10 protein-coding genes and 3 pseudogenes are annotated in these 23,332 nt (G+C 68.7%); 6 read left to right on the forward strand and 7 right to left on the reverse strand.

Going from position 1 to position 23,332, the window contains the following annotated elements; translation table 11 throughout:
- The first annotated feature begins 28 nt into the window (after positions 1–28).
- Both motA and motB read left to right on the forward strand, forming a co-directional pair.
- The gene (gene motA, locus OVA13_RS12415) at positions 29–883 is read left to right on the forward strand and encodes a flagellar motor stator protein MotA (RefSeq protein WP_267790786.1); all 855 of its coding nucleotides are present in this window, start codon (positions 29–31) and stop codon (positions 881–883) included.
- A gap of 9 nt (positions 884–892) precedes the next feature.
- Positions 893–1,953, forward strand: a pseudogene (gene motB, locus OVA13_RS12420) (flagellar motor protein MotB); the annotation flags it as partial.
- On the opposite strand, the gene OVA13_RS12425 reads toward motB, so the two are convergent.
- Both OVA13_RS12425 and OVA13_RS12430 read right to left on the reverse strand, forming a co-directional pair.
- The gene (locus tag OVA13_RS12425) at positions 1,926–2,201 is read right to left on the reverse strand and encodes an alpha/beta fold hydrolase (protein ID WP_267793633.1); all 276 of its coding nucleotides are present in this window, start codon (positions 2,199–2,201) and stop codon (positions 1,926–1,928) included. The pseudogene motB and the gene OVA13_RS12425 overlap by 28 nt on opposite strands.
- Positions 2,202–2,436: 235 nt before the next feature.
- Positions 2,437–2,889: pseudogene (locus tag OVA13_RS12430) on the reverse strand (alpha/beta fold hydrolase); the annotation flags it as partial.
- 163 nt (positions 2,890–3,052) lie between these two features.
- On the opposite strand from OVA13_RS12430, the gene OVA13_RS12435 reads away from it, so the two are divergent.
- Complete coding sequence (locus tag OVA13_RS12435; RefSeq protein ID WP_267790788.1) at positions 3,053–3,874, forward strand: helix-turn-helix domain-containing protein; 822 nt, start codon at positions 3,053–3,055, stop codon at positions 3,872–3,874.
- Between the two features lie 28 nt (positions 3,875–3,902).
- Here the strand turns inward: OVA13_RS12435 and OVA13_RS18015 are convergent.
- The 5 genes and pseudogenes from OVA13_RS18015 to OVA13_RS12460 form a co-directional block, all read right to left on the reverse strand.
- Positions 3,903–4,205: pseudogene (locus OVA13_RS18015) on the reverse strand (OmpA family protein); the annotation flags it as partial.
- 698 nt (positions 4,206–4,903) lie between these two features.
- On the reverse strand, positions 4,904–8,314 hold the full coding sequence (locus OVA13_RS12445; protein ID WP_267790789.1) for a hypothetical protein: 3,411 nt from the start codon (positions 8,312–8,314) through the stop codon (positions 4,904–4,906).
- Complete coding sequence (locus tag OVA13_RS12450) at positions 8,311–17,853, reverse strand: SdrD B-like domain-containing protein (protein WP_267790790.1); 9,543 nt, start codon at positions 17,851–17,853, stop codon at positions 8,311–8,313. Before OVA13_RS12450 ends, OVA13_RS12445 begins: the two co-directional genes overlap by 4 nt.
- 377 nt (positions 17,854–18,230) lie before the next feature.
- Complete coding sequence (locus OVA13_RS12455) at positions 18,231–20,720, reverse strand: mechanosensitive ion channel family protein (RefSeq protein ID WP_267790791.1); 2,490 nt, start codon at positions 20,718–20,720, stop codon at positions 18,231–18,233.
- A 62-nt stretch (positions 20,721–20,782) separates the two neighbouring features.
- The gene (locus tag OVA13_RS12460) at positions 20,783–21,337 is read right to left on the reverse strand and encodes a DUF6630 family protein (RefSeq protein WP_267790792.1); all 555 of its coding nucleotides are present in this window, start codon (positions 21,335–21,337) and stop codon (positions 20,783–20,785) included.
- 335 nt (positions 21,338–21,672) lie between these two features.
- Here OVA13_RS12460 and OVA13_RS12465 point away from each other — a divergent pair, with 335 nt between their 5' ends.
- From OVA13_RS12465 to OVA13_RS12475, 3 genes are all read left to right on the forward strand, one after another.
- Entirely contained in the window at positions 21,673–22,128 is a 456-nt protein-coding gene (locus OVA13_RS12465) for a fasciclin domain-containing protein (protein WP_324288289.1), read from the forward strand.
- Between the two features lie 132 nt (positions 22,129–22,260).
- Positions 22,261–22,974 carry a DUF6445 family protein gene (locus tag OVA13_RS12470; RefSeq protein WP_267790794.1) on the forward strand — a complete coding sequence of 238 codons (714 nt, stop codon included), beginning with the start codon at positions 22,261–22,263 and terminating at the stop codon, positions 22,972–22,974.
- An 81-nt stretch (positions 22,975–23,055) separates the two neighbouring features.
- Complete coding sequence (locus OVA13_RS12475; protein ID WP_267790795.1) at positions 23,056–23,304, forward strand: DUF3297 family protein; 249 nt, start codon at positions 23,056–23,058, stop codon at positions 23,302–23,304.
- Positions 23,305–23,332: the final 28 nt, after the last annotated feature.

Genomic DNA, 23,332 nt, shown 5'->3' on the forward strand with positions numbered 1-23,332 from the left:
GGAGACCCCTTCCCGTGCCTGCGCCCCCATGCTCATCATCGTCGGCTTCCTTATCGTGATCGTCAGCGTGATCGGCGGTTATCTGGGCTCGCACGGCAAGATGGCCGCGCTGTGGCAGCCGTTCGAGCTGGTCATCATCGGCGGTGCGGCGCTGGGCGCGTTCCTGACCAGCAACCCGATGAAGGTGGTGAAGGGCACCCTCGCCGCCACCCTATCGGTGTTCAAGGGCGCCAAATACAAGTCGGCCGACTACCTGGATGTGCTGACGCTGATCCACGAGATGCTCAACAAGGCCCGCCGCGACGGCTTCATGTCGCTGGAAGAGCACATCGAGAATCCCACCAACAGCGCATTGTTCGCCAAGTACCCCAAGGTGCTGGCCGACCACCACCTGCTCGACTTCCTGACCGAATGCCTGCGCCTGATGGTGGGCAGCAACATCGAACCGCACGAACTGGAGCCGCTGCTCGAGCTGGAGCTGGAAAAGCACCACCACGAGGCGATGGCGCCGGCGCATGCGCTACAGAAGGTCTCCGACGGCCTGCCCGGCTTCGGCATCGTGGCGGCGGTGCTGGGCATCATCGTGACGATGGGCTCGATCGGCGGCGACATCGCCGCGGTCGGCGCGCATGTCGCGGCGGCGCTGGTCGGCACCTTCCTCGGCATCCTGCTGGCCTACGGTTTCGTCTCGCCGCTGGCGGCCGCCATCGAAGCGCAGGTCGAACAGGACAGCCGCATGTACGAATCGGTGAAGACCGCGCTGCTGGCCTGCCTGCGCGGCTACAACCCGGCCGTGGCGCTGGAGTTCGCCCGCAAGACGCTGCCCTCCGACGTGCGCCCGCCGTTCGCGGAATTCGAAGCGCACCTGAAGGCCAACAAGTAAGCCACGGCGATGAGCGAGCAGCGCCCGACCATCATCGTCCGCCGGGTCAAGAAGGTCGCCGGTGGCGGCCATCACGGCGGCTCGTGGAAGGTCGCCTACGCGGACTTCGTGACCGCGATGATGGCGTTCTTCCTGGTGATGTGGCTGATGGGCGCCACCACCAACAAGGAGCGCGCGGCGATCTCGGAATACTTCCGCAATCCCAGTCCGCTGAGCGGCAAGAGCTTCTCGCCCGCGCCGGGACCGGCCGGCCCGGGTGGCGCCAGCACGTCGATGATCAAGCTCGGCGGCACGATGGACCTACCCAAGGGCGAGAACGACAACCCGTTCGCCAAGCCGCCGGGCGATGCCCAGCAGGTGTCCGAAGAGCAGCAGAAAGCGCAGGAAAAGCAGCGGCTTGAAACCCTGATGCAGGCGCTGCAGGAGGCCATCGGCAAGAGCCAGGCGCTGGAGCCGTTCAAGGACCAGCTGCTGCTGGACCTGACGCCCGAAGGCCTGCGCATCCAGATCGTCGACCAGCAGAACCGGCCGATGTTCGACCTGGGCGGCACCACGCTGAAACCGTACACGCAGACGATCCTGGGCGAGCTGGCGGGCTTCATCAACCAGGTTCCCAACCGCGTCAGCATCACCGGCCACACCGACACCACGGCGTACGCCGGCAACCGCGGCTACACCAACTGGGAACTCAGCGCCGAACGCGCCAACGCTGCACGTCGCGCGCTGGTGGCCGGCGGCATGCAGGAAGAGAAAGTCTCGCGCGTGGTCGGGCTGTCGTCGTCGGTGCTGTTCGACAAGCAGAACCCGCAGAACCCCATCAACCGCCGCATCAGCATCGTGGTGATGACCAAAGCCGCGGATGAAGGGGCGCAGGGCGCGGGCGACATGCTGGCACTGGGCAGGAAGCAGGCGGACGCGGATACCGCGATGCCGGCGATGCCCGTCGCCGCGCCCACGGCCACCGCGGCGGTCCCTGCTGCCGCCACTCCCGCGGCGGGTGCGCATCCCTGACCGCGGGATCCCGGGCATGTCCGCGTCCGGCCTATGCGGCCCGCCAGAGCGCCAAGGCCTCCTCGGCGATGATGTCCGGGAATTCTTCCGGGAAGAACAGCTTGGCGTCGTCGATCCTGCGCACACCGCGCGAACCGCCGAGTATCCCGTGCAGATAGTCCGGTGCCCGCGCGGTGAAGATCGGGTCGCCGGTGCCCCAGACGATGCGTGCCGGCACCCGCAACGCCTTCAGCGGTGCTTCCACGCCGGCCAGCACGTTGCTGGCCAGTCCCAGCGCATAGGCATGGGTCCGCGCGGGATCGGCCACCAACGGCGACAGGTAGGTCTGCAGGGCTTCGTCGGTGGGATGGCTGCGGGAACGTGTAGGTCATGCCACCCAGGCCTTGCGGTGAACGCGCCAGCACCGGATCGCGCAGCCACGGCGCCAGCCACTCGCTGACGAAGCGGCCTTCGCGTGCCAGCGCCAGCACCGGCAGCAGCGCCGGTGGCGGGCAGTCGATCTCGGTATCGCAGTTGGTCAGCAGCAGCGTGCGCACGCGCGTCGGGTGGGCGACCGCGAACAACTGCGCGACGGCACCGCCGCTGTCGTTGGCCACCAGGTCCACCTGGTCCACGCCCAGTGCGTCCAGCAACGCCACCAGCATCGGCATCTGGTCCGCCGGCGCCACGCCCTGCCCTTCGGCGACGCGCGTGTAACCCAGTCCCAGCAGGTCCGGCGCGATGCAGCGGCGGTGCCGCCACAGGCGTTCGATCGCGCCCCGCCACTGGTAGCCGTTCAACGGAAAGCCGTGCAGGAACAACGCCGCGCGGCCCGCGCCGCGCTCGACGAAGGCGATGTCGCCCTGGGGCACGCGCACGAAGCGACGTGCGGCCGCGAAAACCGCCGCATTCTCAAGCGACACTTCGGCAGCCGCAGGCGATGCCGCGATGGGGCCCGCCATCAGGCCGGCGGCGGTCAACAGGCCGGCACTGGCAAGGAAGTCTCTGCGCAACATGGGGAACACTCCAGGGAGGATGGGCCTCCACGATGCGATCCGCCCCGTACGCCCTCAATGCCCGCCCGGGTCATGCCGGCATGACCTGCGAGGTCATGGTCCACCGCACATCACCGTACTAAGCTGCCCGCGCGGCGCCCGGCCGCGGCAAGGAGGATCCGCGATGAGCACGGCGCCTGTCGGCCTGCTGCTGCGCGAATGGCGTGCCACGCGGCGGCTGAGCCAGCTGGACCTGTCGTTGGCCGCGGACGTCTCCGCACGGCACATCAGCTATGTGGAAACCGGCAAGGCCCGCCCCAGCCGCGACCTGATCACGCGCCTGGCCGACACCCTGGAAATGCCGTTGCGCGAACGCAACACGCTGCTGCTGGCGGCGGGTTTCGCGCCGCAGTATCCGGAAACCGTGCTGGACATGCCGCTGCTGGCGCCGGTGCGCCGGGCGATCGAATCGATGCTGCGGCAGCAGGAGCCTTACCCCGCGTTCCTGCTCAACCGGCGCTGGGACGTGCTGATGGCCAACGAGGCGGCCGCGCGCCTGTCGCGCTTCCTGCTGGATGGGCGCGACAGCCCGCATGCGAACATGATCCGGCAGTTCTTCGATCCGCAGGACCTGCGCGCCGCCGTCGCCAACTGGGACGAGGTCGCGGGCGACCTGATCCGCCACCTGCATATCGAGATCGCGGCCGCGCCTGGCGACGGGGCGCTGCGCGAACTGCTGCAGCACGCGCTGTCCTATCCCGGCGTGCCCTCACGCTGGCGACTGCGCGATGTGGCCGCCGCGCCCGCGCCGCTGCTGACCACCCAGTTCCGGCACCGCGGGCAATCGCTGCGCTTCTTCTCCACCATCACCACCTTCGGCACCCCGCGCGACGTGACGCTGGACGAACTGCGCATCGAGTGCGCCTTTCCGGAAGATGAGGCCACCGCGGCGTTCTGCCAGCGGCTGCGCGAGGGACCTGCGATCACGCCGTCTCAGGACGCGTGACCACGAATGGAACGCCCGCGCCGGTCAGTCAGCGGCCGACGTGCAGCCGCACTTCCACCCGGCGATTGGGAATCAGGCACTCACGCAGGGCCGCCTGCGGCGTGACGCCGTCGCACTGCTGCACTTGCTGGGTATCGCCCTTGTAGGCGTAGCGGACGATGGCGGCGTCGATGCCACGTTCGACCAGCAGGTCGCGCACGGTCGTGGCCCGGCGCTCGGACAGACCCTGGTTGTAGTCGTAGCCGCGCCCCTGCAGGCGGTCGGCGTGGCCGACCAGTTCAACGCCGGTCAGCACCAGGCCTTCCTCGCGCAGGCGCGCCAGCTCGCGGTCCAGGCTCTGCAGCGAATAGCTGCGGATGTCGTGGCGGCCATCGCGGTCGAACTCGAACAGCACGTTCGCCGTCAGCACGGCCCCCACCGGCGATGCCGGCGCCGCACCGCACTGGCGCGACAGCGCCTCGGCGTCGCTGACCAGGTCTTCGGCGATCTGGATGTAGGGTTTGGCGTGGCGCCACTGCTGCTGGTTGAACTCGTTGCCGGCATGCACCAGTTCCACTTCGCCGCAGGCGACGGCCTGCTGCGCGCAGGCGAAACCAGGCGTACCGTGGATCGCGCCGAGGCGCTTCCACAGGTCTTGGCGCACGCGAGCAGCGTTGTTCACCAGCGGGGTGTCGGTCGGTAGCGGCGACACGCCCTGCTCCATGCCGACGATCAGCTTCTCGGATTCGGTCAGCGCCGCCTGCGGGAAGTCGCTGCGATCATTACGGCTGTATTCGTGGAAGGACACGTCCAGCCAGCACTGCGCCTTCGACAGGTGGTAGTCGCGTACCGGACGGCCGGCGTCGTTGAGCGCCTTGATGCGGCCCTGCGTGTGTTCATAACCGCCCAGGTCGGCGTGGATCGCCTCGTCGGTGATGCGGTCGCGCGGGGGCACGAGCTGCGTCTGCTGCGCGCCGGCGGTGAAGGCAAAGCCGGCCAGCAGGGCGGCGGACAGGAGGGAGATCTTGGTGTAGGTCATGTCGGTATTCCTCAGCGCACCGGATCGCGGTAGCGGGCGTCTTCCCTGCGGAAGAGGTCTTCGTCGAACTTGAAGCGCAGGCGGATGAACGCGCCCTGCTGCGTGTACTCGTAACCGGTCAGGTCCTCGTCGCCGCGGAAGCCGGTGGCGTTGTAACCCGCCGACAGCCAGAGGTTCTGCCGCAGCAGCCGCCCCACTTCCACGCCGAACGCATACTGGTTGGCGCCGTCCTGGCCGCGGAACGCGGAACCCAGCACGCCGATGTCCCAGTTCTCGGTGATGTCGTAGACGACCCGACCGGACAGCAATACCGCGTTGAAATCGTCATCGACGCGACCGGTATCCGCATAGAAGAAGCTGTCCTGCTGCCACTTCGCGGCCACGCGGCCGGTCAGCCACCACGGCCGCGACGGATGCCAGTCGGCATGCGCCGAGACGATGTGCGCGCTGGTGCGGATGTCCTGGCCCGTGTCCGAACCGAAGCCGGAACCATCCATGCCGCTCTCGTCCTTTTCCAGCTTGTACTCGTAGCGGGCCAGCGCGTTGACGCGGTTGGTGTCCGTGTCGCGGTATGCCGCACCGATCTGGAAGCGGTCCTGCAGCACGTCGCCGCGCGTGTCGTAGTCGGTGCGCAGCAGGTAGTTGCGGGCCAGCACCGTCCAGTCGCGGCTCAGCTTGCGCGCCGCCAGGAACTGCAGCAGCGTGGTGTTGTAGCCCTCGTTGGCCGGGGTGCCGGCCACGTCGTCGGAGATGCGGTGTTCGACACGCACGCTGCCGCGCCACATCGGGCTGGCGCTGTAGTCCAGCGCCACGCCCACGCCCGTCGAATCACCGACGTTGCCGGAGATGACGTTGGTGTGCTCCACCGACGTGTCCACGCGCAGGCCTTCGCGCACATCCCAGCGGTTGCGGATGCCGGAAGCGGCCTGGATGTCGCGACCGGCGATGGCATCACGCAAGCGGTATTCCGAGAACAGCTGCGTGTCCTTGACGAAGCTGGTGTCCACGCCGAGTGCGAGCGTGTCCGCTTCGCGACCATCCTGGGTCAGCCCGCTGGCACCGCTGATGCCGGTCTGCTTTTCGTAGCGGCCATACAGGCGACTGCGTTCGCGCAGCTGGTAGTCGAGGCCGAGCGCGATCCGGTTGCGGTCCTCGCCATGGATGTCCTGCTCCACTTCACCGCCCAGGCTGAAGCGGTCGCTGGCGCGGTAGCCCACGCCGATGCGCAGCATGTCCGACGACAGCTCCGTGCCGACCGGCAGGCCGCTGGCCACGTCGTCGGGATTGCCGCTGCTGATGATCGGCAGGCCGGTCAGCGGATCCAGAGGCTGCTGGCCGTAACCGAGCGCACCACCGCCGGATCCCGTGGCGTAACCGCCGGAGAGACCGCCGATGTTGCCGTAACCACTGCTGGTGGCCCACGTGTAGTAAGCGCCGACGGTCTCGCGGATGGCGCGGTAACCGAAGTCCAGGGTCAGCCGGTCGCCGACCTTCACCCGCGTGCCGGCACTGGCCGCGTTGCGTTCACCGCCGTCCGGGTTGCGGTCCTCGCTGCGCAGGCCTTCGGCGTACAGCTCGAAACGCTCGTTCAGGCGATAACGCGTGGTCAGGCTGTACTCGCCGCGACCGCCGTACAGCGGCGAGGCGGGGTTGTTGAATTCCGGATCGGACTGGCCCGCGAACAGCTTCACGTCCAGGTCTTCGCCGGCGTGACCCAGCTCGACGCGCCAGGCATCGCCTTCCACCAGCCCGCTGAGGCCCTGCAGCGCAGGCGTGCCGTACTGGTTGACCGAGTTGGTGTTCACTTCGCTGCGCGTGCGCGCGGCTTCGGCCACCAGCCACGTGTTCGCGCCCAGGCGGTAGCCGATGTTCGCGCTGCCCATCTCGAAGGCGGCGAACGGATTGCGGTCATCCACGTACGAACCGCCGATCTCGCCGTGCTCGCCCACGCGCAGCTGCGCATCCGCGCCCAGCACCAGGAACTTCTCGGTACCCTGGTCCAGTTCGTACGTGATGCGCAGCGAGACCGGATTGAGGTCGCTGTCGAACGAGGGCAGGAAGCTGTTGAGCAGGATGCGGCCGGAGAACGGCTCGAAGCTGTAGTCCACCAGCCGGCCCAGCGGGCGCACCGAGACGATGCGCGAGGGTTGGTTGCGGTCGCGCACGACCACTTCCACGCGCTCGCTGCCTTCCAGCACCGCGTTGTTGCGCAGTCCGTACGGGCCACTGCCGGAGGCGGGCAGCTCTTCGATCACCTGGCGCAGCGAATCCTCGATGGCGAAGACATTGCCGCGCACGCGTGCGTTCTCGAAGTGCCAGCCCAACCCGGTCGCGGTACGGTTGTAGGTACCCAGCACGCGCGGCGCCGCGCGGCTGCCGAAGTCCACCCCGGTCTGGGTCGCGATGTTCTCGCCGGTCTGGAAATCGCCGTACAGCAGGTAGCTGCGTTCCTTGTCCACGCGCACGTACAGGCGCTCGGCCGAACGTGCGTCGAAGCCCCGCAGCGAGGCGTCGCCGTAGACGGGGTAGAACTCTTCCGGCCGGATGTCGCGCAGCAGGCGCGCGCGCACTTCCTTGTCGGAATCGTACGCGGCGGTCAGCAGGTATTCGCCCTTGATCGTGCCCTTGGCGAAGAACGCCGCCCGTGCCGCGCCGTTGGCCTTGCCGCCGTTGAACTGCTTCTCCCAGCGGCGGATCTCGCGCTCGAAACCGTCGCCGCGCTGCGTGCTGTTGATCAGCCCGTCGCCGTTGCGGCGGAAATTGATGACGCCTTCGATCAGGCCGGTGGCGATCATGTCGCGCATTTCAGGCACGAAGCCGATGACGCCCTCGGCGCTGTGTGCACCCGACGTCACCCGCAGCAGCACGTCCTGCGGATCGTGCGGCGCCAGCAGTTCGAACTCGGCCTTGCCATCGCGCACCGGCAGCTGCACGCCGGGCGTGACCTTGTCGGCATCGAGGCGGCCGGGGCCGAGTTCGTCGGTGCGACCGTCGGGCAGCCTGATGCGGCCCCCGGTGTGCTCGATGGTCGCGAACGCGTCGCCCGCCATCGGCTTGCCGTCGGCATCGAACAGCTGCACCACCACGCGTACCGGCGACTGGCCGTCGGCAGGCACGCCGTCGCGGTCGACATCGACCACCACGCGGTCGACGCCCGCATTGACGCGATAGTCGACATTGCCGGGCTGCGCGTACAGCGGCTGCGATGCCGAGTCCTGCAGCTGCGGCGATTGCGGGAACAGCGGCGTACCCTGCCCCAGCACCGGCGTGAAGCGCTGGTCGCCGGACACGCTCTGCGCCAGGGCCAGTGTGGGCGCGAGTGCCAGGGCCAGCGCGAGCGCCAGCGGATTGAACGATTGACGCGGGACGCGCATGGACTGGGTTTCCGGCAGGGACGGGGAGCGGGAGGACATGCGGCTCATGGCTGCACCTCCGTGCCTGCATTGCCGCCGGTGTCGGTGGGCCTCGGTGCGACGATCGGCCGCTGGTTGGCGGAATCGGTGGCCTGCCGCGGTGCGCGCGCCGGCTTGCTGTCGAAGCGCAGCGGTTGCTGGTTGCGCTCGGTTTCCGACGCCCGGACCTCGCCCTGGGTACGGCGCGCCTTCACCTGTTCCATCACCGGGTTGGAGCAGCTGCCCTCGATGAAGTCGGCGCGGTGCAGCTCCCCGTTCTTCAGGTCGATGAAGAGGCTGTCCGCATCGCCCAGGTTGCGGTTGCTGCTGGTGGTCAGGCGCGAGCCGACCGGCAGCGTGGAGGCATCGACCTTCAGCGTGTGGCTCTTCGGCGGCAGGCCGCAGTAGCTGTACTTGCCTTCCGAATCGCTGACCATCCAGGTGCCGTCCTCGAAGTACATGCGTACGCCGGGGATGCCGATCTCTTCGCGGTCCTGCACGTGGTTGACGTTGCAGTCCACGAAGATCTTGCCCAGCACGCAGCCTTCGTCGGTGAACACGCCGCCGCTGACGATCACCCGGTACTCGGCCGGGTTGGACGGCACCACGCCACCGTCCGGATACGGGACGAGCGTGGTGGGATCGACACAGCCGCCGGTGATCGAGCAGCCATGCGCGCGCGCCCGGTTGATGCCGTCGCCCTGCATGCTGCCCACGCCGACCCGCACGCGGTAGCTGAGCGTCTTCTGCGCACCGACGGCGAGCGGTCCGACATCGAACACCAGCGTGGGACCCGGCTTGCCGACCGGATCGGCGATGCCAGCGCCGTCGACGCGCGCGGTGCCGTTGATGAAGGTGAAGCCGTGCGGCAGGCGGTCGACCACGTTCACCGTGCCCAGCGCCGCACCCGCGGTCTGGCGGATGGTGATGGTGTAGACCAGGCTGTCGCCCACCTCGACGGTCTTGCGGTCACCGGTCTTGGTGATCACCAGACCCGGTGCGACCTGCGGGTCGAGCGGGATGTGGTTGTGCACCGGCGTGGCGACGGCCGAACCCAGGGTCACTTCCAGGTAGTACGTGGTCGCGGTGCCCACCGGCCCGGTCGGCGCAGTGGCATTGCTCTGCACGGGATCGCCCACGCCCGGTGTCGCCGGCGGCGTCAGCGGCGCGGTCTCGGCGGGGATCATGCCGGACTGGAAGGTGTAGCCCGGCGGCGGCGTCACCTCGATGGCGAAGCGGCACGATGCCGGGGCGCTGGGCCCGAGCAGGAACTGGTAGAAGCCTTCGGCGGTGACGGTCATCGAGACCGACGTGCCCTGGATCGTGTAGCCGCCGGCACCGGCGTTGAGCACGTGCTGCTCCGGCGCGTAACCGGCGCAGGTGCCCACCGGCGACAGCGTCACGCGCGAGCCCGGCACGGGATTGCGCGTGACCGCGTCATACACCACGCCGCCGGGATTCAGCGGCAGGCTCTGCTGCGGCAGGTTGGCGCCGGGTGCCAGCACCACCGCCAGGTGCGTGTTGCCGCCGGCGTCGCTGCGACAGGAACTGGCCGTGCCGTTGGCGATCGCGGTGGTCGCATCGCAGGGCGCGGGAGCGCCGCTGGCGGTTTCGCCGCTGACCGGCCAGCCCCAGAGGATGCCGGTAGCGGGGTAGCGGAAGCGCACCTGCAGCGGCACGCCCGGCACCTGGTCGGCGACGGCGTAGCTGCCGTCGGCGCCAGTGGTGGCGGTGCCGACGATCTGGCCAGCCGCATCGACCACTTCGACGATCCAGCCGGACAGGCGACGATCACTGCCGTCGAGCAGACCCAGCTCGCTGCCCTGGTCGAACCAGACCGTGCCCGACACCGATGCCGACAACTGCACGGCGGTCGGCAGGCGGCATGCGTTCTGCGTGATCGCCGGATCGCACACCGGCAGGTCGGCCGGATTGCCTTCGAAGTCGGCGCGTTCGTCCGGCGTCGGCGTGCGGAATTCGTTCTCGCCGCCACCCTCGACCAGCACGACGTTGTTGACGGGCGAACCGGTGGCGGCGCTGGCATCGACGCGCACGCGGGCGATGATGCCGTCGGCGTGCGTCGCGCCAGCGGCGATCGCGGTGCTGCTGGCGCAGCGGAAGCGCGTGTCACCGGCCGCACCGGTGCACACCCAGCCGTTGCCGGCGGGCGTGGCCGCCAGCGCCAGGCCGGTGGGCAGGCGGTCTTCCACCACGTACTCGCCCAAGCTCGGCTGCTGGCCGATGTTGCGCACGCGGATGGTGTAGGTACCGGTGTTGTTGACGGTGAAGGTGGTGGGCGTGGCGGTCTTGCTGACCACCAGGTCGGGCGAATCGCCGATCTCGCCGAAGTTGTTGTCGATCGACTGCCCGCCCGGCGGCAGCACGATGGCGCTGATCGCCGACGGCGTGGTGGCCACCGGGGTGGCGGTGCCGACGGAGGTGCCGTCGATGGTGCCCGCGCTGGTGATGCCGTTGAGCGTCTCCTGCGGCTGCGTGGGCTCGGTCACGGTGTAGGTGCCCGGACGCAGGTCGTCGAACCGGTAGCGGCCATCGCCGTCGGTGGTGACGGTGACGTTGACGGTTTCGCCCAGTTCATTGGTGCCGGTCAGCACGACCTGCACGTTGGGGAAGCCGCCTTCGCCGGCATCGATCACGCCGTTGTTGTTGCCGTCGTTGTAGACGCGGCCGCTGATGACACCCGCGGGCACCTCACCGAAGTTGTTGTCGCTGGCCTCTTCGCCCACGCCGAGCACCACGTTGCCGATCACCGACGGTGCGACGGTCGGCGGGGTGGCGGTGCCGCCGGCGGTGCCGGGCACGGTGGTGCCGTTGAGGGTGCCGGCCGGCTGGTCGGGTTCGGTCAGGGTGTACGTGCCCGGCGGCAGGTCGGTGAAGGCGTAGCGGCCATCCGGCAGCGTGGTGACGTCGCGGGTGATCGTGTTGCCAGCCAGGTCGGTGCCGGTCAAGCGCACGACCACGTTGCCGATGCCCTGCTCGGACGGATCGATGACGCCGTCGTTGTCGGTGTCCTGCCACACGCGGCCGCTGATCGCACTGTTCAGCGGAATCTCGCCGAACAGGTTGTTGATCGATGCGCTGCCCGGCGTGGTCAGGTTGATGCCGGCAATGACGCTGGGCACGGTGGTGATGGGCGTGGCGTTACCGGAAGATGCGCCGCCGACGGTGCCGGCCACGGTCTGGCCGTTGCTGGTGCCGGTGGGCTGCTGCGGTTCGGTCACCGTGTAGGTGCCGGGACGCAGCCCGTCGAAGCGGTAGTCTCCGTTGGCATCGGTGGTGGTGCTCACCGACACCGCGGCGCCGGTATCGTCGGTGCCGGTCAGAGTGATGGTCACGCCGTCGATGCCGGTCTCGGCCGCGCCGGACTGGGCACCGTCGTTGTCGGCGTCGAAGAACACGCGACCCGCCAGCGACACGCCCAGCGTTTCGCCGAAGTTGTTCTGCACCGATGCGCCGCCCGGGGGCAGGACGATGCCTGTCACGGCGCTGGGCACGGTGGCGACCGCGGTCGCGCTGCCCGTGCCGGCGCCGCCGACGGTGCCGGCCACGGTGGTGCCGTTGAGCGTGGTGACGCCGCCGACCACGGGCTGCACCGCCTGCTCGGTGACGGCATAGGTGCCGGCGAGCAGGTCGATGAAGCGATAGTCGCCGTTGGCATCGGTCACCGCGGCGGTGACCGTGTTGCCGAGCGCGTCCACGGTGCCGGCGGGCAGGTTGACGGTGACGCCGGCGATGCCGTTCTCACCCGCATCGCGCACGCCGTCGTTGTCGGCATCCAGCCAGACGTTGCCGGACAGCGAAGCCGCCAGTTCGCCGAAATCGTTGCCGCTGGAGCCGGCGGCCGGAAGGTTGGTCAGGGTGATGGTGTTGGACGCGTTCTCCTGCCCATCGGCCAGGCCGGTCGGCTGGGTCTCGACGATGCGGTAGCTCTGGCCGGTGATCGCACCGCCATAGCTGTAGCCGCCGTTCGCGTCGGTGGTCAGCGTGACCGGCGGCAGGTCGTCGCCGTTGCCGAACACGCCGTCCGGACCCGCGCCCTGGATGACCACGGTGACGCCGGGGATGCCGGATTCGCCGGCATTCTGGTCGCCATTGTCGTTGCGGTCGAGATAGACGGTGCCACTGATGATGGCGTTGGCCAGTTCGCCGAACAGGTAGCCGGTGGCGGCCTGGCCCGCGTTGATCGCGATGCCGTCGATGACGTTGGCCGTGGTCGCGTTGCCCGGCGTGGCGGCGTTGCCCGGCGTGTGCCGGCCATCGATGTACCCGGTCGGCTGCGTCTCGGTGATCGTGTACGTGGTGGCTGCCTGTGGCGGCAGCAGGTCACGGAACACGTACGCGCCGGCCGCATCGGTCTGGACGACGACATTCACCGCATTGCCCAGCAGGTCGGTGCCGGTCAGGGTGACGGTGGCATTGGCGATGGGATTCTCGCCGCCATCGAAGGCACCGTTGTTGTTGTTGGCCGCGGTGGTGGAGAAGTCCTCGTACACCACGCCCGCCAGCGAACCCAGCCGCTCGCCGAAGTCGTTGCCGGACGAGCCCGCCGGCGCCAGGCCGGTGATGGTGACCAGGTTGCCGGCGTTCTCGGTGCCGTTGGCATAGCCCGCAGGCTGCGTCTCGGCGACGCGGTAGTTCTGGCCGACCACCAGGCCGGTGAACTGGTAGGCACCAGTGGCGTCGGTCTGCACCGTCACCGGCGCCGGATCATCGCCATTGCCGAAGATGCCGTCGGCACCCGCGCCGGTCAGCGTCACGTCGATGCCCTGCAGGCCACCGTTGGGACGCGAGTTGACCGTACCGGCATCGCCGGCGTCGAAATTGCCGTTGTTGTCACGGTCCACGTAGACGCTGCCGGAAATGCCGGCGACGGCGTCTTCGCCGAAATTGAACACGGTGCCGTCGGTACCCGCACCGAGGTCGATGCTGCTGATGCGGTCCGTGGTGGTGGCATCACCCGCCACACCGGTGCCGGGCGTACAGCCCGTGGCGCACGGCGCGCCGCCGATCTGGCCGGGATTCACCGCCGTCGGACGGTTCTGGTAGCTGCCGGTCGGCAGCACTTCGCGCAGCGTGTAGACGATCAGCGGATCGAGGTTGGGGAAGCTGTAGGCACCGGACGCGTTCGTCGTGGCCGTCGCCACCACGGTGCCGGTGCCGGCGTCCAACAGTTCGACCGTCGCGCCAGCGATGGCGCCGTCGCTGCCTTCGCGCACGTTGCTGAAGTTGCCGTCGATGTAGACGAAGCCCGACAGCGAGGGACGGCGCACTTCCGGGAAGTTGTAGCGCACGCCGGTGTCGTTGGCGCCCACCGGGATGGCGGCGATCACCGAGTTCGGCGAACCCGCGCTGTAGGTGCCGCCCACGGAAGGCTCGCTGCCGCCCGTGGTGGGTGGCGCGGACGGACTGTTGACGTAACCCGCGGGCTGCGTCTGGGTCAGCGTGTAGCCCGAGGCGTTCGCAGGCGACAGATTGTCGAAACGGTAGGTGCCGTCGGCGGCCGTGGTGGCGGTGCGGTTGACCGCGTTGCCGTACGCATCGGTGCCGGTCAGCGTGACGGTGACGCCGGCGATGGCCGGTTCCGCTGCCGCCGACTGGCGGGTGCCGCCATTGGCGCCTGCGCGGTCGCGGTCTTCGAACACCACGCCTTCCAGCGACGAGCGCGTCACGGCGAGCGGCACGGTCGTGGTGTTGTTGCCCGGGATGGGATCGACCTGCTGCGTGGCGATCGTCGCGGTGTTGTTGCTGGTGCCGCCCGCGGGATACGTATCCCAGCGCGCGGGCACGATGATGCGCACGCGACCGCTGGCCGTGACGTCGCCCACGTTGCACGTGACGGTGCTGCCCGCGATGGCGCAGGTGCCGGTGCCGTCCGGCTGTTCGCCGCCGCCCGGGTCCGGACCGACCTTCTGCCAGGTGATGGCGCCGGTCACCAGCACGTTGGCCGGCAGCGTGTCGGTCACCACCGTGCCGGTGCCGTTGAGCGGACTGGTGCCGGTACGGTCCAGCGACAGGCTGGCACCCGGTCCGTTGTTGATGCCGTCGATGACGTAGAAGAAAGGCTGCCGCAGCGCGACGCTGGTGACGGTCGGCGGCAGCGCGTTGGTGGGATCGCTGTCGGGCGCCACGACGACCATGGTCTTCGCCACGCCCACGTCGGCGCGCGCGCGGATGGTGGTGTCCTGGTCGGCGCTGTTGTTGGCCGGGTTGGTGTCGGTCTCGGCCGAGGTGGCATCGACCGTGTTCGCCAGCGTGTCGCCCGCCGCACCCGGTGCGGTCTCGTACTGGAAGCGGATGTACAGCGTGCTGGTCTGTCCGCTGGCGACGACACCCGGTTGGTTCGGCGTGAAGCCGATGCCCGGCATCTGGCAGTCCAGCGTCATCGGCGCGGCGACCGTGGGGTTGCTGCCCGCGGCCACGGCGCATGCACCCACCACATAGGGTCCGCCCGGCGTCGCGGAAGCACCCACGTAACGCACGGTACGACCGGGTTGCGGCGTGATGGTGTCGGCCAGGCGCACGTTGGTGGCCAGCGACGGACCATTGTTGCGCACCGTGATCTGGTAGGTGATCAGGTTCTGGGTGATGTCGTTGGCGTTGTAGCCCAGCGGATCCACGCCACCGCTGAAGCCCACGTCGACCTTGTTGGTGATCAGGTCGACGGTGCCGCTGCCGAACGGCAACGTCGCGCTGCGGCTGTCGTCACCGGCCGTGGTGTCGGTATTGAAGTTGAAGCTGCCATTGGCATCGGTGCCGCTGGCCGGATCGGCCGTGCCGTCGTTGTTACGGTCGAAGTAGAAATCGGCCACGTTGGTGAACGTGCGGCCGGTGTTGCCGATGTTGACGTTCGGCCGGATCACCACGGTCATGCTTTCGGTCTGGCCGTTGTTCAACTGCAGCGGAACGCAGGTCAGCGTGACCTGCGCGGTGCCGCCGGTCGGATTGGCATACGAGGTGCCACCGCTGGCCGGCGCGGTCGTGATGCCGGGGCCCGGCGTGGCCGTGCACGCGGCGGTGCCGCCGCCGGTGCGGGTGGCCGACACCAGCACGAAGCCGGCATCGTCCGCCGGCAGGGTGAACACGTCGCGGAACACGACGCCGGGCACCGACGACGGCCCCTGGTTGCGGAACGACATGACGTAGGTGGTGTTGACGCCGGCCTGACCGGTGGCGCCGGAGCTGATGTTCTTCGCCGTGGTCTGCACGTTGGCGACGCGATCGATCTGCAGCCAGTCCGAGCCGCTGTTGTTGGCCGCGTTGATCTCGCCGACCGAACCGGACACGGCGGCGTCGATACCGACACCGGCGGTGTTGCAGAACGCATTGCTGGTCGGCGCGCCGCCGCAGCTGCCCGCGCCCAGGCCCGCGCTGTCGAACAGCGCGCGCTGCACGGTCAGCACGATGACCGCGCTGGCGCCACTGGCCAGCGACGTGGTGTTGGAACGGCAGATCACCGTGCCGCCGGTGGCGCAGGTCCAGTTCGCCGGCACGGTGGTCGCGGTGACGAGGGTGCGGCCGGTGACGAAACCCGGGATCGGATCGTTTACGACGATGCCGGTGGTGGCATCGGGGCCGTTGTTGGTGACCGTGAGGGTGTAGGTCAGCGAGTTCTGCGACGCGGTCAGCACGTTGTCGGCGGTGCCCGGACCGTTGGTCTGCTTGGTGATGCTCAGGTCAGCGCGTTCGTCCGTGGTGCGCGTGCCGGCGCCGCTGCAGTCGTTGCCGGTCACCGGATCGTTGTTGATGCCGCCGCCGGTGAGCGGCTCCAGCGAACCGTTGGACCCGCCGGTGCAGGCGGTATTGGTCAGCGTGCCCGATGCACGGGCGCGACTGATGATCTGCAGCTGCGGTGCGTTGGCGTTCACCGCCAGCGGCAGCGAACCCGCATTGAGGTCGCAGGTGACGCGCTGGCGCGCGGGAGGTGCGGCGTACGGATTGTCGATGCTGCAGGTCCATGGGCCGGAGGCGGAGATGAATTCCTCGCCCGCCGCCAGTTCATCCACCACCTGCACCTGGCCGGTGGCCGTGCGCGGACCAAGGTTGCGCACGGTCATGGTCGAGGTCATGCGACTGTCGGCATCGCTGCCGATCCCGTCCCACGCCGCGACCAGCTGGGGCGTCTTGGCCTTGGTCATCGACAGGTCGGCGCCGTCGGACAGCACGGTGAAGGTGACGCTGCCGTTGTTGTTGTTGGTGCCCAGGCTGGGACCGTTGGGGTCCGGCGTGGTCGACGTGATGGTCGCCGTGTTGGTGACGTTGCCGCTGCTGTTCGGCCCCGTGGAAGGCACGGTGGCGACGATGGTGAAGTTCTCCACCGCGCCGGACGGCATGCTCGTCCCGCGGGTGCAGGTGCGTGCGGTGTCGCTGCCGTTGTTGACGCAGGTCCAGCCGGCGGGCTGGGTGCCGCCGGTGATCACGAACCCGGTGGGCAGCGTGTCGGTGAAGCTGGTGTTCTCCGCTGCGCTGGGGCCCAGGTTGCGCGCGGTCAGGGTGAAGGTGACCGGCTGGCCCGCAATGGCAGGCGCGGGCGCGGCCGTCTTGCTCAGCGATACGTCCGCACCCGGGGTGATGCTGGTGGTGACGTTGGCGTCGTTGTTGCCGGGATCCGAATCCGGCGTGCCGATGGCTTCGACGATGGCGCCGTTGGTGATGTTGCCGCTGCCGGCGTTCACCCGCGCACGGAACGTGAAGCTGGTACTGGCGCCCACCGCGAGCGTACCGGCATGCGTCGCCGTCATGGTGCCGTTGTTGAAGGTCCAGCCGGTGCCGTTGAAGCTGCTCGCCACGTAGGTGGTGGCCGCCGGCAGCGTGTCGACGACGCGGAAGTTCGTCGAAGCACTGGGACCGTCGTTGCTCACGGTCAGCGTGTAGGTTACTTCGCCGCCGCCGACGACGGGATCGGGCGTGGCCGACTTCTGCAGGCGCAGGTCGCCCGCGGTGGTCAACGTGGTGGCCTGGCTGCGGAGGTTGTTGCTGGTGTTGGTATCGGTGGCGAAGAACGGATGCGCCACCGTCAGGCTGCTGATGGGTGTGGTGGCGGGTGGCGCGGTGGCGCCGAAACCGATCGCGCCGCGCATGGTGACGGTGCCGGGCGGCTGCCCGCCCGTGTCGACGCCGATCTGGAACGTCACCGGCGAGCCGCCGGCCAGCGTGCCCTGCAGCGGCCCATGGTTGCAGACGATGCGCGTCGGCACGCCGGCATCGGCAGCGCAGAAGGCAGGCAGCGCGTTGGCCGTGGTGCCCGCCGGCAGATCGAAGAGGCTGACGGCGCTGGCCGAGGTATCGCCCGCGCCGTTTTCCAGAGTGACGCTGTAGACCACATCGCTGCCCGCAGGCACCGGGTCGTAGCCACTGTCGGACAGGTCGGTGAGCTGCAGGTCGGCCGCCCACGCAGGCAATGCCAGCAGGCTGGCCGCCAGAGCGAAGGCCCAGCCCAGACGACGAGGTGTAATCCGGATGACGCCACGGGATTCCGCGACAACCCGGGATTCCCCGCACGCAGCCGCGTGCAGGCCATCGGCGCCGTGCGCCGAACCGACTTCATCAAACACTGGTAGATCCCCTGTGCAACGCAACCGCCCGAAGGCGTCCCCTGACATGGCAGGGGACCCTTCACTGCGGCCTCCGACAGGCGTCACAGCAGCGGTTCGTCCCCCGCGATGCCTTGCTCACACCGCACGAGGCGATGCCATCACGGCGCCAGGAACTTGCGACCAGCGCACGCGACAAGTGTGATTGTGTAATGTTAATTCTGTAACGTCAATCACACTTATATGACAACGCCCCGGCGAGGCGGCGCAGATCGAGCGGCGGGCGGGGCACGAACTACCCGCCGCAACGCTACGGGTACAAGGGTTTCGGGGTCATCGGGGCGCCGGGGGATGGGACCGATCCGGCGTCGGCGCCTCATCAAGCCACGTGATGCAGGTCACGTTTTCTGGCCCGGGTCCTCCGGCGGCGCTGACGTTCGTGGCGCTGCCAGGGAGGCGAGGATCGTCTCGGAAACACTCCGCAGGTGCAGGTCCTGCTGCGGGAAGGGAATCTCGATGCCGGCCTCGACGAGCGCCGCATGCAACCGGGCCAGCAATCCGCTCCGGATCTGCGACCAGTCGTCGAACTCATGCGTCCATGCACGGATGGCGAAGTCCAGCGAGCTGGCACCGAAGCCGGTGAACAGCACGGCGGGCGCAGGCTCCCTGGCGATGCCGGAAGTGCCCAGCGTCACCTCCTGCAGCAGCTGCATCACCCGGGTGACGTCCGACCCGTAGCCGACGCCCAGGTCGACGTCGATGCGCCGGTTGTGGTCGATCAGCGTCCAGTTGGTGACCTTGTCGGACAGCAGCATGCCGTTGGGCACCACCACGTCGGCACCGTCGAACGTGCGCACCGTGGTGGCACGCATGCCGATGGTGCGAACGCGCCCGGAGGTACCACTGATGTCCACCGCATCACCCGGCTTCACCGGCCGCTCGAACATGAGGATCAGCCCGGAGACGAAATTCCTCACCACATCCTGCAGTCCCAGTCCGATACCGACACCCAGCGCCCCGAACAGGAACGCCAGCTGGCCGATCTTGAAGCCCGCCGCCGACAGCGCCGCCAGCAATCCGAGCAGCAGCAACACGTAGTAGCTGAGCGATGCCACGCTGTTGTCGACGCCACGGGGCAGCGACATCCGCGGCAGCACTTCCTCGCGCAGCAGCGCGCGCAGCGTCCTGGCGATCCACACTGCCATGACCACGCCGATGCAGAACACCAGCACGTGTCCCAGGCTGATGGACAGTTCGCCGTATTCGAAGCGGTGCGTCACTACCGCGCGCGCGACGTCGTACACCGGCCGGAAAATGCGGAACCGGCTCATCGTGTAGACGATCCACCCGATCACCGCCGCCACACGCGCCCAGCGCGCCAGCGATTCCAGCAGCGTGCCGCCATGCCGGCGCATCACCCACAGCCGGCGCACCCCGCTGCGTGCGCCCAGGCTGCGCAACAGCGCCTCGAGCACGGTAACCGCTGCGTACAGGACCAGGGCGAAGTAACCGCTCTCGATGATGCCGGACGTGAGCATTTCCGCCAGCGACACGTTGCCCAGTACGTTGGCGCCTATCGACACGAGCAGCGCCACCGCACTGGCCCAGGCCAGCGCGTGCACCAGCCGTCCCGACGTGCCGGTGAGACCCGCGAAACGCTCGCCGCGCGAGCGCCACAACAGCCATCCGGTGGCAACCAAGGCCAGCGCGGCCAACCCCAGGTAATACAGGCGGTACAGGTAGTCACTGGCCATCAGCAGGATCGCCAGCCGCTGCAGCAGGTAGAACGCGGTGGCCAGGTAAGGCCACGGCCCCAGCAGCCGTCGTCCCTGCTGCGGGATCAGGCGCAGCACCGGCACCAGCGCCACCAGCATCGCGATTTCATGGAGGAACAACGGCGCATTCGGCTCCAGCAACAGCACGCCGATCATCGAGAGCAGCAGCCAGGTGGAGAACGGGCGACCGAGCACCCGCGACTCGGCATCGGTCGCCAGCACCGCCGCTGGATCGACGCCACGGCGACGTCGGCGCCAGGCCACCCATAGCAGCGCGGGCAGCAGCAGCACCTGCAGCACGTGCAGCAGGCGCTGGTTGCCCAGGTCGGCCGCGGCGTACTGGGCCACGAAACTGTTCTCCGACTGGATGTCGCGGGTCAGCGTGGCGACCAGGTCGTCACGCAGGGTCGTGGTGTCCTGCGCTCGCCACAGCGGGGGCGCGTCCAGGTGCAGCAGGCGACGGTCGGTGTAGGCGATGGCATCTTCCACCGCGCGCTGCCCGGCGTGGATGCGCGCGGCCAGTACGTTGGCGCGACGTCCCAGCCCGATCTGCTCCGCCAGCGGCGCAGACAACGCCTGTTCCGCCAGGTGCAAGCGGTTGGCCACCGCATCCACCCGCATCCGCAGGGCATCCGGCGTGCTCTCAGGCGCCATCGCCTTGCGGGTCAGGTCCCAGTCGGCACGCCGCAGCGCCAGTTCGGCCGCATCCTGCGCATACGGGGAGACCGACGCCTGCATGTCGGCGCGCCAGCGCGCGTACTGACGCGCGTCGAATTTCCAGTGCCGCTCCATGCTCTCCAGGCGCACCACCGGCAACGTGCGCAGTTCGCCATAGCGGAACAGGCGCGTCTTCTCGTCCACGGACCGCTCGATGGTCGCCAGCCGTGGGACCAGCCGGCCGAGAGGATCCGCATTGGCCGCGCGCAGCGTGACTTCTTCCGCATAACGCTCGTCGGCGTCGGCGCGCGACGGCACATCGGCCAGCGCGATGGCCTCGGAGGCGCGCGGCTTGGCCGGAGAGAGCAGTGTCGTGATGTCCTGGGCGCGCGCCCGGGGCATCGCCAGCAACATCAGGCAGGCAAGGCAGGCCAGCAGGACGCGCATCACAGGCATCTCGACTCCGTGGGGTGTCCGCAGTCTAACGCCCACGCGGGCCGCGCGCGGACGCGGGGCGCTCAGAACGCATCGCTGCCGGGCCGGATCTCCACGCCCATCACGGCAGCGAGCTGCTGCATGCCTTCGTCGTCGCGCTTCAGCGCCATCCAGCCGCCATAGGCATCGCCGTCGGTATTCCAGTTCCACAACGAATAGCCATGCTCGCGCAGGCGGTCGTAGGCCGTGGCCATCAGCGCAGGCACATCGGTGTTGTCGAGAAAGTCCTCGTCGCTGGTGTCGCCACCCCAGTCGATCTCGATGGCGTAGCGCGCGGCCAGCTGGTTGATGCAGTCGATGAAGGACTCGGTGTCCTTCCAGTCCACGTAGAAGCCGGACGTCCAGTCGATGACGTCCTTCAAGGTCCACAGCACCTGGTCGGGTTCGATGCCTTCCTCGCCGCCGGCCTCGCGGTACGCGGCGAACTGGCGCAGGGCGGTTTCCTCGTCACCCGGATTGATCAGCACCAGCAGGTTCCACACCAGCGCCTCGGTGTCGTCCAGGTCCATCTCGTCTTCGTCGTCGAAGGCGTGGCCGAAGTTGTCGTCGGGGTCGAATTCGTGGTCGGGGCTGGACATGGCGGCAACGCATCAGGGGATTGGCGTACATGGTGACGCGCATGCACGCCACAGGGAAGCGGATGTCGACGCGCGCTGAACATTAAGACCACGTGATGCATCCGCGGCGCGGGGCGTGACGTAGACAGTCCGCACCCGCCAACACGGGGCGCTTGATTCCCCATTCCTTCCGGAGTTACACGATGAAGACCCACCTGCTCTACGCTGCTGTTGCCACGGTGCTGATCGCCACCGCCTGCTCGTCCAAGGAAGCCGAGGCCGACGCTGGCGCCGCGCCGATGCCTGTTGCCGAAGCGACCGACCCCGCGCCCGCCGAAACGCCCGCCACCACCGGCATGGCCAGCGAGCAGGGCGACATCGTCGATGTCGCGATGGCGTCGCCCGACCACTCGACGCTGGTGGCCGCGGTCAAGGCGGCAGGCCTGGTGGATACGCTGAAAGGCGCGGGCCCGTTCACGGTGTTCGGTCCGACCAATGCCGCCTTCGACGCCCTGCCCGCCGGCACGGTCGACACACTGCTCAAGCCGGAAAGCAAGGGCGACCTGACGGCGGTGCTGACCTACCACGTGGTCGCCGGCAACGTTGATGCCGCCACGCTGACGCAGCAGATCACCGCCGGGGGCGGCACCGCGAAACTCAAGACCGTGCAGGGCGGCGAGCTGACCGCCGCCGTGGCCGACGGCGGCGTGACCATCACCGACGCCAAGGGCAATGTGGCCAAGGTGACCACTGCCGACGTCAAGGGAAGCAACGGCGTGATCCACGTCGTCGACAAGGTGCTGATGCCGTAATCCATCGCGGCATTCCACCGCCGGGGCGGCTTTCGTCGGGCCGCCCCGGCGCCTGCCTGCCGTGCATTGGCGGCAGCGCCGGCGTATCGTGGTTTCGTCGGGCCCTGCCGCCCGGCCAGCCGCTGAGGCGCCATGTTCAATCCCGAGCCCCGCATCCAGGTGATGGCGATCGGACCGCACCACGCGTGCTGCGTGATCGACGACGCGTTGCGCAAGCCCGAGAAGCTCGTCGCCTACGCGGACGCCTATCGCGAAGACTTCGCGGAGGCACCGCGACATGCGTATCCCGGATGCGAGATGTACCTGCCGGAAAGCTTCACCGCGCTCGTGGACGACTTCTTCCGCCTGCACCTGCGCCGCCTGTTGGGTGCGCGCCGCACGCTGCGCATGGAAAGCCGGCTGGCCATGGTGACGCGGGCGCCGGACGAACTGGGACCGCCGCAATGGTTGTGCCGTCGCGACCGGCTGACATCCGGACCCGACCAGCGTGGCGTGGTGGCGGAAGCCTATCTGTTCCACGATGCCGCACTGGGTGGCACGCACTTCTTCCTGCCGCGCGCCTCGGCGCGGCAGACCGACCAAGTGCTGCATGATGCCCGCACGCTGCCGGCGGATGCATTCACTGCACGGCATGGGCTGCGCCCCGGCTATCCCGCAACGTCAAACGAGCACTTCGAACACGTGCTGACGGTGCCGGCGAAATGGAACCGCATGGTCTTCCACGGCGACGAGGTCTTCCACGCGCCCGCCATCACGCACCCCGGCCGGCTGCCCACCGATCCGCGCCAGGGCCGGCTGACCCTGCGGGCATTCTTCACCTGCAGCCGCAACCTGGTGCCCTGGTGAACCGGCGCATCCCCGCATGACCGGAAGCACGCATCGGTTTATCCTTTGCGCCCGCCATTCCCGCACCTACCGCAGATCCCCATGAACGACACGCCCCCCGACCACCTGGCTTCCGACCCGCGCAGCCCGTTCCATGACGCCGAGGCCCTGGACCGTGGCGTGGGCATCCGCTTCAACGGCGTGGAACGCGACAACGTGGAAGAGTACTGCGTCAGCGAAGGCTGGATCCGCGTGCCGGTCGGCAAGTCCAAGGACCGCCGCGGCAATCCGATGACCATGAAGGTCAAGGGCTCAGTGGAAGCCTACTTCCGCTCGCCCGCATCGGAATAAGCGCCGCGCCGCGAATCCACGGCGCCCG

The organism is Pseudoxanthomonas sp. SL93 (genome assembly GCF_026625825.1).
Taxonomy (GTDB): domain Bacteria; phylum Pseudomonadota; class Gammaproteobacteria; order Xanthomonadales; family Xanthomonadaceae; genus Pseudoxanthomonas_A.